This window comes from Pedobacter humicola (assembly GCF_056490705.1).
On the sequence record NZ_JBWJIG010000001.1, the window covers coordinates 819088 to 834321 of the forward strand.

17 protein-coding genes are annotated in these 15234 nt (G+C 37.6%); 7 read left to right on the forward strand and 10 right to left on the reverse strand.

Annotated features, from left to right (window positions below):
- Positions 1–3: 3 nt before the first annotated feature.
- Positions 4–732 carry a ferritin-like domain-containing protein gene (locus AC04Q1_RS03485; protein WP_478361837.1) on the reverse strand — a complete coding sequence of 243 codons (729 nt, stop codon included), beginning with the start codon at positions 730–732 and terminating at the stop codon, positions 4–6.
- A 124-nt stretch (positions 733–856) separates the two neighbouring features.
- Between AC04Q1_RS03485 and AC04Q1_RS03490 the strand changes: the two genes are divergently transcribed.
- The 5 genes from AC04Q1_RS03490 to AC04Q1_RS03510 all read left to right on the forward strand — a co-directional run bounded on the left by AC04Q1_RS03490 (position 857) and on the right by AC04Q1_RS03510 (position 6918).
- Positions 857–1642: a LytR/AlgR family response regulator transcription factor gene (locus AC04Q1_RS03490; protein ID WP_478361839.1), complete on the forward strand. Its 786-nt coding sequence runs from the start codon at positions 857–859 to the stop codon at positions 1640–1642.
- A gap of 13 nt (positions 1643–1655) precedes the next feature.
- Positions 1656–4625 carry a sensor histidine kinase gene (locus tag AC04Q1_RS03495; RefSeq protein ID WP_478361841.1) on the forward strand — a complete coding sequence of 990 codons (2970 nt, stop codon included), beginning with the start codon at positions 1656–1658 and terminating at the stop codon, positions 4623–4625.
- A gap of 251 nt (positions 4626–4876) precedes the next feature.
- The gene (gene scpB / locus AC04Q1_RS03500) at positions 4877–5443 is read left to right on the forward strand and encodes an SMC-Scp complex subunit ScpB (RefSeq protein ID WP_478361843.1); all 567 of its coding nucleotides are present in this window, start codon (positions 4877–4879) and stop codon (positions 5441–5443) included.
- Positions 5444–5530: 87 nt separating this feature from the next.
- A complete protein-coding gene (locus tag AC04Q1_RS03505; RefSeq protein WP_478361845.1) occupies positions 5531–5728 on the forward strand; it encodes a hypothetical protein in 198 nt (65 codons plus the stop codon).
- A gap of 71 nt (positions 5729–5799) precedes the next feature.
- Positions 5800–6918, forward strand: coding sequence for a GNAT family N-acetyltransferase (locus AC04Q1_RS03510; RefSeq protein WP_478361847.1), 1119 nt, complete (start codon positions 5800–5802; stop codon positions 6916–6918).
- A 162-nt stretch (positions 6919–7080) separates the two neighbouring features.
- Here the strand turns inward: AC04Q1_RS03510 and AC04Q1_RS03515 are convergent, their stop codons facing one another.
- From AC04Q1_RS03515 to AC04Q1_RS03550, 8 genes are all read right to left on the reverse strand, one after another.
- A complete protein-coding gene (locus AC04Q1_RS03515) occupies positions 7081–8010 on the reverse strand; it encodes an EamA family transporter (protein WP_478361849.1) in 930 nt (309 codons plus the stop codon).
- Between the two features lie 3 nt (positions 8011–8013).
- Complete coding sequence (locus AC04Q1_RS03520; protein ID WP_478361851.1) at positions 8014–8493, reverse strand: Lrp/AsnC family transcriptional regulator; 480 nt, start codon at positions 8491–8493, stop codon at positions 8014–8016.
- A 113-nt stretch (positions 8494–8606) separates the two neighbouring features.
- Complete coding sequence (locus tag AC04Q1_RS03525; protein ID WP_478361853.1) at positions 8607–8927, reverse strand: helix-turn-helix domain-containing protein; 321 nt, start codon at positions 8925–8927, stop codon at positions 8607–8609.
- A gap of 93 nt (positions 8928–9020) precedes the next feature.
- Positions 9021–10373, reverse strand: coding sequence for a UDP-N-acetylmuramate--L-alanine ligase (locus AC04Q1_RS03530; RefSeq protein ID WP_478361855.1), 1353 nt, complete (start codon positions 10371–10373; stop codon positions 9021–9023).
- A gap of 59 nt (positions 10374–10432) precedes the next feature.
- The gene (gene prmA, locus AC04Q1_RS03535; RefSeq protein WP_478361857.1) at positions 10433–11281 is read right to left on the reverse strand and encodes a 50S ribosomal protein L11 methyltransferase; all 849 of its coding nucleotides are present in this window, start codon (positions 11279–11281) and stop codon (positions 10433–10435) included.
- Entirely contained in the window at positions 11282–12043 is a 762-nt protein-coding gene (gene tpiA, locus AC04Q1_RS03540; protein ID WP_478361859.1) for a triose-phosphate isomerase, read from the reverse strand.
- Positions 12044–12090: 47 nt separating this feature from the next.
- On the reverse strand, positions 12091–13257 hold the full coding sequence (locus AC04Q1_RS03545; protein WP_478361862.1) for a putative sugar nucleotidyl transferase: 1167 nt from the start codon (positions 13255–13257) through the stop codon (positions 12091–12093).
- A gap of 72 nt (positions 13258–13329) precedes the next feature.
- Positions 13330–13578 carry a type B 50S ribosomal protein L31 gene (locus AC04Q1_RS03550; RefSeq protein ID WP_025142617.1) on the reverse strand — a complete coding sequence of 83 codons (249 nt, stop codon included), beginning with the start codon at positions 13576–13578 and terminating at the stop codon, positions 13330–13332.
- A 377-nt stretch (positions 13579–13955) separates the two neighbouring features.
- Here AC04Q1_RS03550 and AC04Q1_RS03555 point away from each other — a divergent pair, with 377 nt between their 5' ends.
- Together AC04Q1_RS03555 and AC04Q1_RS03560 are read left to right on the forward strand one after the other, a co-directional pair.
- Positions 13956–14123, forward strand: coding sequence for a hypothetical protein (locus AC04Q1_RS03555; protein WP_478361864.1), 168 nt, complete (start codon positions 13956–13958; stop codon positions 14121–14123).
- Between the two features lie 8 nt (positions 14124–14131).
- On the forward strand, positions 14132–14821 hold the full coding sequence (locus AC04Q1_RS03560; RefSeq protein WP_478361866.1) for a hypothetical protein: 690 nt from the start codon (positions 14132–14134) through the stop codon (positions 14819–14821).
- Positions 14822–14828: 7 nt separating this feature from the next.
- Here the strand turns inward: AC04Q1_RS03560 and AC04Q1_RS03565 are convergent, their stop codons facing one another.
- Positions 14829–15113: a hypothetical protein gene (locus AC04Q1_RS03565; protein ID WP_478361868.1), complete on the reverse strand. Its 285-nt coding sequence runs from the start codon at positions 15111–15113 to the stop codon at positions 14829–14831.
- Positions 15114–15234: the final 121 nt, after the last annotated feature.

Consider the following 15234-nt stretch of genomic DNA (forward strand, 5'->3'; position numbering starts at 1 on the left):
AAATTAAAGATTGATTACATTAATTTTGGTTTTGATATAAGTCTTAGCAATATTTAAAACTTTGTCTGGTGTTAAAGCGCCATCCAAGCCTCCTCCATTATTAGCCCCAAGTGGTGCTAGACTATTAAGGTCGGCAAATGATCCATTTGAAATCAAATCACGAACATATGCTGCGTGACGGGCTTCAACTGAAACAATCTTACCGGCTAATAATAAATAAGTTCCATTTGTAATCCTTGGTCCGGCACCATTGTATGCAGCAACCCCCAAATCTTCGAAAGCCATTGCTGTGCCTAACACACTGGTGGCACTAGTAAAATCAATTGAAGAAAAATCTACCTCTAAACTTCCGATTGCTGCAGTGCTTAAGGCAGCTTTAAAAAACTCTCTGTGTGCAATCTCATGGAACTGAATATCCTGAAAATATGCTTTTTGAGCTGCTGTAAATGCTGCAGGTGGTGCCGAAGCTACTTTAATATAAAATGCAGCCTCTAATTGCTCTAAAGCATAAGCATAATTCAACACACCGAAATCATCTTTAAAATCTAATGTTGCACCGCCGTTCATTATTGGGTTTTCGTAACCGCGGTCTTTTTTACAGCCGGCAGCTACCAAAGCAATACCTGCAGCGCCTGCACCTGCATACTGAAGAAAAGATCTTCTGCCTACAGTTTTGTCAAATAAACTTGCTTCGCGAAGTTCACTTTTTGTTTCTAGTTCATTGTTTTTCATAGTCATCTATGTTTAGTGGTTTTGAATTCGTTTGATGATACATACGTGACAATTTGTATACTGGATTTTTCGATTTGCATTTTTTTTTATAAGACCATTTTAATACATTCACCAACCTATAGATATGACTACATTAAAAGCCATTATTGTTGATGATGAGGAGTTTGCCCGATCGTCGTTATTTTTTTTACTGCAACAGAATTGTCCACAGGTTGAGATTACCGGTATTGCAAGATCTGTAGCGGAGGCAAAAGATATTTTGGCACATCATCCCATTGATTTGATCTTTCTGGATATTGCCATGCCTGGCGGTAATGGCTTTGAATTGATTCCGGATGCACAAAAGCATAACGCCGCTGTGATTTTCACTACCGCTTATGATCAATACGCTTTAAAGGCAATTAAGGCTAACGCCCTTGATTATTTGTTAAAACCAATTGATATTGAGGAACTTAAAATCGCCGTAGATAAAGTTTTTCAGCATATCAAGCTTTTTAAAGGACAGAATGAGAATGATGAAAGGATAAACAATCTGGCTTCCAGTTTAAGCTCGAGATCCGAAATCAAAAAGCTTACCCTTCCCTATGGCCAGGGTTTTAAAATGATTGATATTGATGATATTATCTATATTGAAGCCGATAGCAATTACTCTATTGTGCACTTAAATAATCTTGATAAAATAACGGTTTCGAAGGTTTTACGCGAATTTGAAGAGCTTTTGCCCTCCGATCAGTTTGTAAGGATCCATAAATCGAGCATCATCAATCTCAATCATCTAAAAGAGTATAATTCTAAAAACGGACTCCAGGTTTTCTTAAAAAACGGAGAAAGCATGAACATTTCCAGAAGAAGGGCAAGCGATTTTTTTGAAAAAATAAAATTATTTACAAAAGCCAACAGTGATCATTAACCCACATATAAAAGTGCGCTTAGTTAAACCGAGGTTATACTTCGGACGTACTTTCTGTGTGTTTTTATTTTTGGCGCTAGCTTTGACTTTCTCAAAACCCACAGTTGCACAAACCACCTACCTTCCACACTATACCTCTAAAAATGGTTTGGCGAGCAACAACTGTTACTACATTTTACAAGATAAAAAAGGTTTTATCTGGATTGCCACCGACAATGGATTGAGCCGTTTTGATGGCACTAATTTCCAGAATTTCACCATCGAAGATGGATTACCTGATACCCAGATCCTTCAGATGAAAGAGGATAAAGAAGGGCGCTTGTGGTTTTTTGCACTCAACGGCCAGCTCAGCTATTTAAAAGAAGGTAAATTTTACAATCAGGATAACGATGAGCTGCTAAAAAAATTAAATTTTAATACCGTAATCGTTTCTTTTTTGGTTGATAGGACCGGAAAAATATGGTTGGGCACAAACGCTAACCTAATTGTTTGCTGGGATGGCAAAACGATCAAAAAATATATATCCCCTAATGCAAATGATAAATTTATCAATGCCTTTATACATGAGGATGAACATGGGAATATATTTGCCTATAGCGACTTAAGCGTTCAGCGTTTTGATGGAAAAACTTTTTCGATGGTCAAGTCGAAAGTGCAGCCACTCTCCTATATGACTGCTGCCAATTCTACCCATAGATCTTTATATTATTTAGATGCTGGTGGCTTAAAACAGTATAGGCATGAAACAATCAACGATCTCATTCCGATTCCCCAGAACCTGATCAAAAATATGTCGGGATATTTTTATTACGACGTTGCCAGTAAAGAAGTTTGGCTATCGAATGCCAATGGTGCTTTTGCTTTAGATAAAAGCGGAAAAACGGTACAATATCTGCAGGACATAGCTGTTAATCAGGTTATTAAAGACAGCAACCAAAACATGTGGTTTGCCACCAACCAGGGCATTTATATGCTCCCTAACGCAAACAACAGGTTATCTATTATTGATGCAGAATCGGGTCTGAGCAGCAACGTCATTAAAAGCATCACAAAAGATGGAAAAAACCGCCTTTGGTTGGGTACCGACGATGCTGTGATCGACGTATTAACCATTAATAATTATCAGGTAGATGAAATCGGCTTAGACGATTTCAAGAAATACAAAACAATTAAACAGATTACTTATGATCCAAAAGATCAATCGATCTATTTTGCATCCGACTATGGGATGGGAGTTTTTAGAAATATCTACAATGGCAACAACGAAGTAAGATACCTAAAGGAATCGAACAACTCCATGTTTGTAATTAAACATTTTAGCATTGGCCAGAATAATGACCACCTGGCCCTAGCGCTTTCCTCAGGTGTTGTATTCTTGTCGGATAGAAGGAATAAATTTGAGTTTAATGCAGCAAAATACCGCGAAAAAGAAGATTTCTTTAAAGATCGTTCCTACCATGTTTTCTATGACCGTGAAGGCAGCTTGTGGTTTTCGAATATTAATGGCTTATCTCAATTTTCTAAAGGGAAGTTGATTAAACACTATGAAAACCATCCCTTACTCACCAAGAGAATTAATGATATACAGCAATTGCCAGATGGAACATTAATTTTAGCCACTGATGGCTATGGTTTAATTTTTTACAAAAATAATCAGATTAGCAGGCAGATTACCCAAAAGGACGGCTTAACCAATAATATCTGCACCAAAATATTCATAAAAAACAGCGAAATATGGGTGTTAACAAACAAAGGCGTTAACAAAATCGCGGATTACCCTGATCAACCAAGCGTGGCCAATTTTGATTACGGAAAAGATCTTTTGAGTGATGATATCAATAGTTTATTTATTGACGACAGCACAGCTTATTTTGGGACAAACAAGGGCCTAATCTTATTTAAGTACAACAACAAAAATAGCATTAAAAATTTGCCCAAGGTATATGTGACCTCCATTATAAAGGATAATGAACGTTTGCCGGTTGATCAGGGTAATTTCACCTTCGAAACGGGTAACAATACTATTTTGTTCACTTTTAGCGCCGTAGATTTTACCACTAGCGATATTACCTATCGCTACCGCCTGAATGAGAACTCAGCATGGATAGAAACCAGGACCAGGCGCTTGGATTTCTCATCACTCCAACCAGGCGATTATGTTTTTGAAGTGAGTGCGAAAAGCCAGAATGGCAACTGGGGGCAATCGGCAAAAATTTCCTTTACCATTCAAAAACATTTTTGGCAAAGCCTATGGTTCCTATCGATTTTAATACTGCTTGTAGCTTATATTTTTTACAAAGTGGCAGTTTACGTTACACGCAAGCAAAAGGATAAGGAGCAAGAACAATTGTTATTAAAAAACAAAGTTTTGATGTTGGAACAACAGGCCTTGCAGGCAATGATGAACCCGCATTTTGTTTTCAATGTAATGAATTCCATTCAGCATTACATCAATACACAAAACACTGCTTCGGCGAACAAAGTATTAACGGGCTTTGCCAGATTGATCAGAAAAAATTTAGAGATCTGTACGAAAAGCTACATTTCTTTAGATGAGGAACTGGAATATTTAAATCTTTATCTAAAACTCGAAAAAAACCGTTTTGGTGATAAATTAGCATACACTTTTAACATTGATGAAAATATTGATAAAGAAGAAACCTTTATCCCTTCTATGCTGTTGCAACCTTACGTAGAAAATGCAATCTGGCATGGCATAATGCCAAAAGAATCAGGGGGAGAAATTCAGATCAACATTAAACTACAGGATGAATTTTATCTGAACATCGAAATTATTGATGACGGGATTGGCATTGACAACTCTTTAAAGGAGAAAAAAGATACCCACATCAGCAAAGGCATGCAGTTGACTAAAGAAAGATTGCACCTTTTAGGTCAGATTGGAGCAAAACCTATACACTTAAACGTGAAGCAAAACGCAATAAACGGTACCACAGTATCCATTTCTATACCGTTAAAATAGAAATTTTACCGTTTACTCAATTATTAATACCACTCACTAAATAGAATCATAATCCAACCCGCTTTAGCCTTAAACTTGTGTTAGAAATAAACGATAGTGTTTATCAAAGACGTTCTTATAGAATTGATATAGATATTTAATAACCTAACCTAAAGCTATATCTTAATTCAGGTTTCATTTGTGTGTTGAAAGCGGTCTTGTTTTTAAAAGCGAGACCGCTTTTTTTATGCCCAAAAATTCTATTTTTGTATATGCCCAATCACAACATCACCAGGCACATCGAAGCCCTTGTATTTTCTTCCAGCCAAAGTATAGGTACACAAGAAATTATACTTGCCCTAAATGCTGTTTTTCAGGATGAATTTATAGAATCACAGGTTTTTGAAAGCATCGAACTGATTAAAGAAAAATATAGCCATAATGATTTTGCCATCGAGCTGGTTTTCTTAAACAATGGCTATCAGTTCCTCACCAAAAAAGATTATCATGAAACGGTTAACCAGCTTCAACTGCACAGGTCGAAGAAAAAGCTAAGTCAGGCCGCGATGGAAACATTGGCCATTATTGCCTACCGCCAGCCGATTACCAAATTGGAAATCGAACAAATCAGGGGCGTAAATTCAGATTATTCGGTACAACGGTTACTGGAAAAGGAACTGATCAGCATTGAAGGGAAGGCCGAAACGCCAGGCCGACCGATCTTATATACCACCAGCAGCCTATTTATGGATTATTTTGGATTAAATAACCTTAGCCAGCTCCCGCAGTTAAAAGACATCGTAAAAGAGGAAAATACGGTCGGAGAAAATGTGGAATAAATAAATTAATTTCTTTGCTTCCAGATTGTTATTAAAAAAAGTTTTTTTGTATTTTTAAACTATAAAAGCAATTTTTATTTTTGTGATATGAAAGCGCCAAAGAAACTACCAACAAAGCCGACTACCAAGAAACAGGTAGACGAAGATGATGATCTTGAAGATGATGACGATATTCAAACAACGAAAAAGAAGCCTCTTGACGATGATGACGACGACGATTTTGACCTGCCATTAGACGATCTTGACAACTTCGATAATTTCGATGACGACGACGACGATTATTAATATTTAAAAAAACATATATTTGAAAAGCATCCTCCCGCTTGGTAGGATGCTTTTTATTTTAAAATCCGCACATGCAAGTTATATCCGTAAGCAATTCATCATTAAAAAAAGACTTTCTAGATACACCAAAACGCTTATATAAAAACGACAAAAACTGGATCTGTCCTTTAGATAGTGAGGTAGAAAATGTTTTTAACCCAGAAAAAAATACCTTTTTTGCACATGGAAAATGCACACGCTGGGTTTTAAAAGATGATACTGGAAAACTGATCGGCCGCATAGCAGCTTTTATTAATGAGAAAAAAGCCTATCATTACGATCAGCCCACCGGTGGAATGGGTTTTTTTGAATGTATTGATGATGAAAAGGCTGCTTTCCTTTTATTCGACACAGCCAAAGCCTGGTTAACCGAAAATGGCATGAAAGCCATGGACGGCCCCATTAATTTTGGGGAAAACGATAGCTTTTGGGGGCTATTGGTTGAGGGCTTTACCCCACCTTCTTTCGGAATGAACTATAACTTTCCTTACTATCAGAAGTTTTTCGAGAAATATGGTTTTGTTACCGAATATGAACAATTAACCAATCATATCAACCTTACTATCCCCTTCCCCGAGCGTTTTACAAAAATTGCCAACTGGGTAAGAAATAAACCAGGTTACACTTTCGAATATTTCAGCAAAGCCAATTCGAGCAAATACATTAATGATTTAATGGAGATCTATAACGATGGATGGCAGGATTTTGAAAACTTTGTACCCATTAAAAAGGAAACACTCGAAGAAAGTTTTAAAAGTATGGAGCCCATTATGGATGAACATTTGATCCAGTTTGCATATTTTAATGGCGAACCTGCCTCTTTTGTGGTTTTGATTCCAGATGCGAACCAGATGATCAAGGGTTTTGACGGCAAATTGGGTTTGATTGAAAAATTAAAATTTGCTTACCGCCGCTGGGTTGGTGTTACCCGAATGAGGGCAATTGTAATGGGCACCAAACCTAAATTTCAGAAACATGGCTTAGAATCCGTACTTTTTATCCGTTTAGGCGAATATGTGCTCCCTAAAAACCAGTATAAAGAACTCGAATTGAGTTGGGTGGGCGATTTTAACGAACAGATGATTGCTATCCATAAAGCTACGGGTGCAACTTTCGGCAAAAAGCACCTGACAATGCGTAAAATATTCTAAAATCCTTTAAAATCGTCATTTCGACTTAGGTTTGCCGATTTTTCATCGGTAGCGCAATGGAGAAATCTTGAACAGTATTTAAAGATTTCTCACAATGGTTCGTGTCTCCACGAACCATTTTTATTTATACCACACCTGTATTGCCATTCTTTTCAAAGAGAACTACTTACTTTTATACTTTGGCAGGTTAATCAGAAGCACACTTCCTAATATTATGATCAGGCCAATGACCTGAGTAAAGCCGATTACCTCGTTGGTAAAAGTCAGGCTTAGCAAAACAGCCACTACAGGATTTACATAGGCATAAGTACTTACTTGTGTAGCCGGACGAACTTTAAGCAGCCACACATAAGCACTAAACGCTGCGATTGAGCCGAACAGGATCAGGTAAATGATCGATAGCCATGCATCTAGTGGTATGCTGCCCCAATCCAACGACTTAAATTCTGATTTTAAAAAACCTCCAGGTAAAAAAGCTATACTGGCCATTAACATCTGCCAGCCTGTATTAACAGAAACCGAACTACCGGTAGTAGGATGATATTTCGAATAAAGGGATCCTCCAGCCCAGGCTATCGGCCCGAAAACAAGCAATACCATACCCATAATCTGCAGATTGCTTTGAGGCTTATCCAATGCCTGTACAATCTGATCGCCAAATAAAAGTACTACACCTAAAAAGCCAATAATCAATCCGGATACAATATATTTATTGCTCAGATTTTCCTTCCAGTGTGATTTATCTAAAATTACAAACCAGATTGCTGCCGAAGCCACCATAATGGCTACCAGGCCGCTTGGTATAAACTGTTCAACCCATATCACAATTCCATTGCCCAGGCCTAACATTAAAATACCGCTTACCGCAGCAATTTTCATTGTTTTTAGGTTAAAAATCTCTTCTCCCTTAATCTTACACCAGGTTAACATTAATACTCCGGCAATAGAAAAACGGAAAGCCCCTAAAATAAATGGAGGAAAACCGGCCAAAGCTTTCTGTATGAAGAAGTAGGTTGAACCCCAAACTATGTATACGATGGCAAATGCGAGGTAAACCATTACCGGAGATGCCGTTTTATTTAAATTTGTCATGATTTATTTTTGAGGAATTACCAATTGTTGCTGCTCCTTTACCGTTTCCAATACAATTGTTGTTTTAACCGATAAAATATTGGGCACTTTGCTAAATTCATCGCGGAGCAAGGCCATTAATGAAGCCGAATCCGTTGTTCTTACCTTAACCAGAAAACAGTCATCACCAGCAATCACATGTACTTCCTGCACATCAGGGATTTTTGCCAGCTCACTGGCTGTATCATTGCAACTGAAACTTTGGGAAGATTTCATTGAGATAAAGGCCAATAACCTTAAATCGACGGCAAGCGGGTTCACCTTTGCATGATATCCGGTAATTACTTTTTTCTTTTCCAGCTTTTTTACCCGTTCGAGTACCGCTGAGGGGACTAGATCCAATGCCTTTGCCAAATCTACATTTGAGATCCGGGCATTATCCTGCATCAATCTGAGAATAGCCAGATCGATGTGATCCAGACTAAAATTATTTTCGATTATCATTTCATAAAAATATAAATATTTAGAATAAAATTCAAAATATTTATAATAAAAATGAATTTTATTCTATAAAATAATTTTATTATGATAATTAGTTGGATATACCTGAAGCAATCTTATATCCCAAGTTTATCGTACAGGTCAATCACCTTTTTTCGAAGTTTGTTAATCTCTTCTTCCTTTTCGATCAGTTCCTTTTTAAGCGCTGCCAATTCTGCTGATGAATCTGATGTTACAGACTTCCCATCAATTAATTGGATTACCGGAACTTTAAAAGTTTTAGAGATTTGCAGTAAACGGGAAATATTGAGATCGGTTTGGCCCGTCTCGATTTTACAAAAAGCGGGTGTAGAAATATTTAATCTTTTGGCAGCATCAGACTGACTTAAGCCTAAGGCCAATCTGCTTTCTTTAATGCGGTCTCCGATGCTTTTCATTTATAGATATGAGATTTGAGATACTAGATATGAGACTTGAGATGCTAGATATGAGGTGGGGTTGTCTCCTGTCTCAAATCTCACGTCTCATATCTATTTATCTAACGAAGCCGCCAGTTCGGGCAGATCGAAACCCGCGTAATTACCAGAGCTCATCATTAATAGATTGGTATCTTTATAATTTAAGCTTAATAAATAGGCTTTCAGTTTTGTTGCATCATTAAAAAACTTCAGTTTCGGATTGGCGAAGGCCTGCTGCACATCATCTTCAGAAAAAGGTTCCATCTGTTTTTGTTCGAAAGATTTGATGTCGATAAAAACAATGGCCTCATCTGCCTTATCCATTGCTCCGGTATATTCTTTCAGGAAATCTTTATTCAGACTGCTAAACGTATGTAATTCGATACAGGCTACCAGCTTACGATCGGTGAATTGCGCCTTAACCGCATCAATAGTAGCTTTTAATTTTGATGGTGAATGTGCAAAATCTTTGTAAACATTGGTCGAGTCGTCTGCAGAAATTACCTCTAAACGTTTGGCGGCACCAGTAAATGAAGCAATCGCGGCATCAAATTCTTTTTCATCAATTTCCAATTGCTTGCACACCAATTTAGCGGCATTCAAATTCATCAGGTTATGATCGCCAAAAATCTTTAGCCCCGTTTCTTCAGGAAGCAGGTAAGTGATCCCGTTTCTGATTTCATGTTCAGGAATGGCATAACCGATTTTAGTAATGTCGGCTTTTGAATTGGATACAATTTCGTTCAGATCGGCATCTGCATTGCAATAAATCAAAGTACCCTTGGTTTCGATGGTATTGATAAATTTATCAAACTGTAGGGTATAATCGGCATAGGTTGGAAAAACATTGATATGGTCCCAGGCAATGCCACTAATTACCGCAACATTGGCTTTGTATAAATGAAATTTAGGCCTTCTGTCGATCGGTGAAGATAAATATTCATCACCCTCAATAATCATTACAGGCGCTTCTTCGGTTACTTTAACCATGGTTTCGAAACCGGCCAGCTGTGCTCCCACGAGATAATCGAAATCGCGTTTATAGTAATTCAACACATGCAAAATCATACTGGTAATCGTTGTTTTACCATGACTCCCGCCAATTACAACACGTAATTTATTTTTGCTCTGCTCGTAAATATATTCCGGATAGGAATAGATTTTAACACCCAATTCCTGCGCTTTCAACAGTTCAGGATTATCAATCCGTGCATGCATGCCCAAAATAACAGCATCTAGATCAGTCGATATCCGGTTTTCATCCCAGCCCATTTCGCCTGGTAATAAGCCATATTGATCCAAACGGGATTTTGCCGGTTCGAAAATCACATCATCAGAACCCGAAATCTGATATCCCTTTTTATGTAAGGCGATGGCCAGATTGTGCATTGCACTTCCACCAATCGCTATAAAATGTATGCGCATATTTTTTATTTTAGAGTTGAGACGGGAGATCTGAGATCCAGGCTTCAACCCTTTACCTTTTAACCTTCTACCTTCTTTTCAAACTGAGCCGCAACCCAATCGCCATTCTGTTTATGATCCATATATTTGATGCCGTATTTAGCACATTCGGCTGAAATCATACTCAAATCAGGATCTAAATAAAAGCCACTAAAGAAAATTTTGCCTTCTGCTTTTAACACTTCAGCATAACGGTGAATCTGATCCAAAAGGATATTCCTGTTGATATTCGCAAAAATAACATCATATTCTTCGTTGGGAATCACCTCCTTACTGCCACAAAGTGCCTTTAAATTATCTACCTGGTTAAGGGCAGCATTTTCTATCGTACTTTCATAACAGATATCGTCATAATCGATGGCCAGCAGACTTTTGGCGCCCAGTTTTGCTGCCAAAATAGCTAAGATCCCGGTACCGCAGCCCATATCCAAGATATCTTTATCTTTTAAATCAGCAGCTAAAATATACTGTATCACCATGGTTGTGGTTTGGTGGTGCCCAGTACCGAAAGCCATTTTAGGATCAATTACAATCTCGTAGGGATATGATGGCTGTGGCTCATGAAAGGTTGCCCTAACATAACATACATCATCAATAATCAACGGACTGAAGTTTTTCTCCCATTCGGCATTCCAGTTTTCATCGGCAACATCTTCTAAAGTGTAATCCGTTGCAAATTCTTCACTATAATTTGCCAGGAGTTCTTTTAATTCCTGCCCGTTAAAGTTGTCTTTGATTACGAAAGCCGTAAAACCACCTTCACTATCTTCGAAAGTATCGAAACCCAAATCGGCAAGATCGCTGATGAGCAGATCCTGTTGATAGTCTTCGATACTTTTGAATGTAAATATTGCTTTAATGTATTGCATTTAGCTATTTAATGCTTTAATAATGTCTGTAAAATCGCGTGATTTCAACGATGCACCACCAATTAGCCCACCATCAATGTCTTTTTGAGAGAACAGACTTGCTGCGTTGCCAGGGTTACAGCTACCGCCATATAAGATGGTAGTATCGTCTGCCACATTGAAACCATAATTTGCTTCAATTTCACTGCGGATAAAAGCGTGAATATCCTGCGCCTGCTCTGGAGAAGCCGTTAAACCTGTACCAATTGCCCAAACTGGTTCGTAGGCAATCACAATTTTCTTGAATTCCTCTTCAGTTAAACTGAAGATACCTTCTACCAATTGTTTTTTTAACACTTCGTAATAACTACCGTTGTTACGCTCATCTAAGGTTTCGCCGATACAGAAAATTGGAGTTAAGCCGTTTGATAACGCAACTTTGGTTTTCTCTGCCAATAACGCATCGCTTTCTGCAAAATACTGTCTGCGTTCTGAGTGCCCTAAAATAACATATTCAGCACCAACAGATTTTACCATTTTAGCTGAAGTTTCACCGGTATAAGCACCACTTTCTTTATCGCTAATGTTTTGAGCGCCAATTTTAACATCGTTACCACCCAATTTTGCCAAGCTGTTTAAATGAATAAACGGTGAGCAAATAATGGCCAGCTGATCGCCTTTGCGTTCGTCTTTAACCATATTTACGATTTCGCTGAATAACGAAACACCTTCGTTATAATCCAAGTTCATTTTCCAGTTACCGGCAACAATCTTTTTTCTCATTTTGTATTATTTAATGGTTGGATGATCTTTTCAGATCACGTTTTATATTAAAATCGTCTATACGATTCAGTTAATTCAAATACTTTGGTAATAATATCCTTTTCTGTCTGATCAAGAGGTAAATTTTTTCTGGCGAATACTTTTTCGGTCGTTTCGAACATCTTATCGATTTTATAGGTTTCGAAACCACTTGCGCCTCCCCAGCTAAAATCGGCTATATGGTTTGAAGGAAGACCAGCGCCAAAAACATTGGTCCCAACCCCTACCACACTACCTGTATTAAACATGGTATTGATGCCACATTTAGCATGATCAGCCATGATTAAACCACAGAATTGGAGATTGGTATTACGCATTTTCCGGCTTTCATAATCGTAAAGCTTAACCGTGGCATAATTGTTCTTTAAATTCGAATTATTGGTATCGGCACCTATATTGCACCACTCTCCCATTACGGAGTTGCCCAGATAACCATCATGACCCTTTGCCGAATTACCCCAGATTACTGCATTATTAATTTCGCCACCAGCGCGGCTATTCGGACCGATTGTAGTACCTGAATATATTTTAGCGCCCATTTTTATTGATGAATACTCACAAAGTGCAAAAGAGCCTCTTATTAAACTACCTTCCCAAATTTCTGCATTTTTACCGACATAAATAGGCCCGATAGTACTATTTAAAACGCTGCACTCGGCTTTTGCACCTTCTTCGAAAAAGATATCATCACCAAGTAACTGGTTGGTACTGCTTATTTTGGCAGAAGTACGTCCGTGGGTCAATAATTTAAAATCTTTTCTGATTTCGGCCGGGTTATGACCGAAAATATTTTCCGGATAAACAATCTGCACAAAATCTCCTGGATATTCAATTTGTTTTAGCGACTTAACAGCTTCAAGATCATGCTGATCAGCAATATAAGCGATAACAACATCTTTTTTATAAAGCGCTTCGCCTGCTTTAAGCTTAGCTACAGCGTTGAGTAAAGGTTCATCGGGACAAACAGAGCCATTTATAAATAAATCGGCATTAGGTTTTGGCGCAAATTTTATGGAAAGGTAATCCTGAGTATAAAAACCAAAACCGGCATCTAAATATTTGGCCCATTTCTCGGCAATCGTTAAAATACCAACACGCAAATCGGCTACTGGCCTGGTAAAAGTAAGCGGGCGGAGCGACGCCCAGCAAGCATCATCAAATAAATTGATTGTCATAAGCAGCAAAAATAAAAAAAGTCCCGATGCTTTTGGCAAAGGGACTTCAAAAAATGCTTTTTGTTGCTAAAATTATTTCTTAGCGTAACGGTTTTTGAATTTATCGATACGTCCTGCTGTATCAACCAATTTCATTTTACCAGTATAGAAAGGGTGTGAAGTGTGAGAAATCTCTAATTTATAAAGAGGATACTCGTTACCATCTTCCCATTTAATTGTTTCTTTAGTATCTACGCAAGATTTTGTTAAGAAAGCATATTCGTTAGACATGTCTTTAAAAACAACTGGTCTGTAGCTTGTTGGGTGCAAATCTTTTTTCATCGTGTTTTTTATTTTCTTTTAATTGTGATGAAACTATTCCGCTAATGCTTCGATGGTTTCATTTGAATATTATTTTAGTAATTTTTGAAAGCATCAAGAACATTTTTGCAATTTGCTGGCAACAACGCTTATGATATTTCCTATTTGTCTTTCAACCTCTATTTTAGAGGATGCAAATATCTTAATTTTATTTTTGATTTACAAGCCTTAATTGAAATTTAAAATTATAAGATTTTCAGAAATCTGTTTTATCAAAACTGATTGAAGTGATGTTATCGTAAAACATTGCCCGCTTACACATAATAGCAACAAACCTAAACTTTTTTAAGCTGAATATTGTTTTTCAGATATTTAAAAAATATATGTAAATTTGATATATGAGAAAAGACAGCGAGTTTGATGGCATAATCCATGCGAGCAGTAGCGGAAAGCTCTACATTAAAAGTCCGGATTTTTTTGCGCAGCCAAGGATCAGGCAAATGGTAGGCACTTTAATGGAATCGAGTATTTTCAAAAAAATAGAGAAGGACAAAAGCAAGAAATAGTATTATAGATGCCTTTTAATCTGCTCTTGTTTCCTCTTGTAGGCGGCTATTATATTCTTATCAGGTTCAGATACCTGAGGTATGTACAATACCGGCTAGAAAGCCAGCGTATATTATTAAACTCTGCTTTTGCAGGCATCCTTTTACTCGGCGCATGCTTCATATTAAGAGCGATTCTTATCGCGATTTCTCCTGAAACCGTTGAGCACTTAAGCAAATTACTACCCATTCACGCCCCTTATTTCGGAACCACCAGCATGTCGTTATTCGTAGCTGTAGCTGCAACAGAAATCGCAAATCTTTTCATCAACCGTCTTAATGCCATTAAAAGAGCGATAGCTACATCAGGTAATGAATTTGAACTTTTGCTGAGTTCATCATTCTTCGATGCACATCTTTTGCAGTTTACGATGGATAGTGGTAAATTTTATGTCGGCTGGGTTAAAGAATTACCTAAACCTTTTACCACAACTTATATTCGCATTACACCTGCCTTTAGTGGCTACCGCAAGGCTAACGATAAGGAGCTGGTGTTTACTACGCAGTACTTAACCGTTTACGCCAGCTATATTGAAGATGGTTCTGTTGCCAACACCAACGAACTAAAAACCGATCTTGTACTAAAAGCCGATAAAATCAATTCTATTTCATTTTTTGATATGGCTATGTACAACCGCTTTAATCCGGCGCAAGAATAATTTTTGTCTAATCTTTTTTCTGACTGTATTTTTTCCAGGTTTCAATTTTGGCCATCTGGCGGGTGATATAGGCATCGGCAATGACTTCGGCCGAACTCGAACCTTCAACTGTCTCGAGCAATTCCTTCAGCTTATATTGATCTACATCAGCCTTATATAAGATCTGGATCAATTTTGGGAAATCGTTATCAATGAGGTAAGCAAAAGCATCAACCATTGCAGCACGCAACTGATTTTCGGAAAGGTTATCCGGGATATCGAAATCTTTGCTGATGATACTAATTAGCGACATGGAACAGGATTTTTAAGATTATAGGGATTAGGATTCGTAGGATTGCAGGATCTTAAGATCAGGTTATCTGATTAATTTTTAGGTAATTTCCGGTTTCCGAAAAACCACAGGCCAAAATTAA

Coding starts and splice junctions, on each gene's coding strand:
- AC04Q1_RS03525 (WP_478361853.1), bottom strand. CDS start 8,927: ATGAAAAGCATCGGAGACCGCATTAAAGAAAGCAGATTGGCCTTAGGC.
- AC04Q1_RS03490 (WP_478361839.1), top strand. CDS start 857: ATGACTACATTAAAAGCCATTATTGTTGATGATGAGGAGTTTGCCCGA.
- AC04Q1_RS03510 (WP_478361847.1), top strand. CDS start 5,800: ATGCAAGTTATATCCGTAAGCAATTCATCATTAAAAAAAGACTTTCTA.
- prmA (WP_478361857.1), bottom strand. CDS start 11,281: ATGCAATACATTAAAGCAATATTTACATTCAAAAGTATCGAAGACTAT.
- AC04Q1_RS03565 (WP_478361868.1), bottom strand. CDS start 15,113: ATGTCGCTAATTAGTATCATCAGCAAAGATTTCGATATCCCGGATAAC.
- AC04Q1_RS03545 (WP_478361862.1), bottom strand. CDS start 13,257: ATGACAATCAATTTATTTGATGATGCTTGCTGGGCGTCGCTCCGCCCG.
- AC04Q1_RS03560 (WP_478361866.1), top strand. CDS start 14,132: ATGCCTTTTAATCTGCTCTTGTTTCCTCTTGTAGGCGGCTATTATATT.
- AC04Q1_RS03550 (WP_025142617.1), bottom strand. CDS start 13,578: ATGAAAAAAGATTTGCACCCAACAAGCTACAGACCAGTTGTTTTTAAA.
- scpB (WP_478361843.1), top strand. CDS start 4,877: ATGCCCAATCACAACATCACCAGGCACATCGAAGCCCTTGTATTTTCT.
- AC04Q1_RS03555 (WP_478361864.1), top strand. CDS start 13,956: ATGAGAAAAGACAGCGAGTTTGATGGCATAATCCATGCGAGCAGTAGC.
- AC04Q1_RS03485 (WP_478361837.1), bottom strand. CDS start 732: ATGAAAAACAATGAACTAGAAACAAAAAGTGAACTTCGCGAAGCAAGT.
- AC04Q1_RS03520 (WP_478361851.1), bottom strand. CDS start 8,493: ATGATAATCGAAAATAATTTTAGTCTGGATCACATCGATCTGGCTATT.
- AC04Q1_RS03515 (WP_478361849.1), bottom strand. CDS start 8,010: ATGACAAATTTAAATAAAACGGCATCTCCGGTAATGGTTTACCTCGCA.
- tpiA (WP_478361859.1), bottom strand. CDS start 12,043: ATGAGAAAAAAGATTGTTGCCGGTAACTGGAAAATGAACTTGGATTAT.
- AC04Q1_RS03505 (WP_478361845.1), top strand. CDS start 5,531: ATGAAAGCGCCAAAGAAACTACCAACAAAGCCGACTACCAAGAAACAG.
- AC04Q1_RS03530 (WP_478361855.1), bottom strand. CDS start 10,373: ATGCGCATACATTTTATAGCGATTGGTGGAAGTGCAATGCACAATCTG.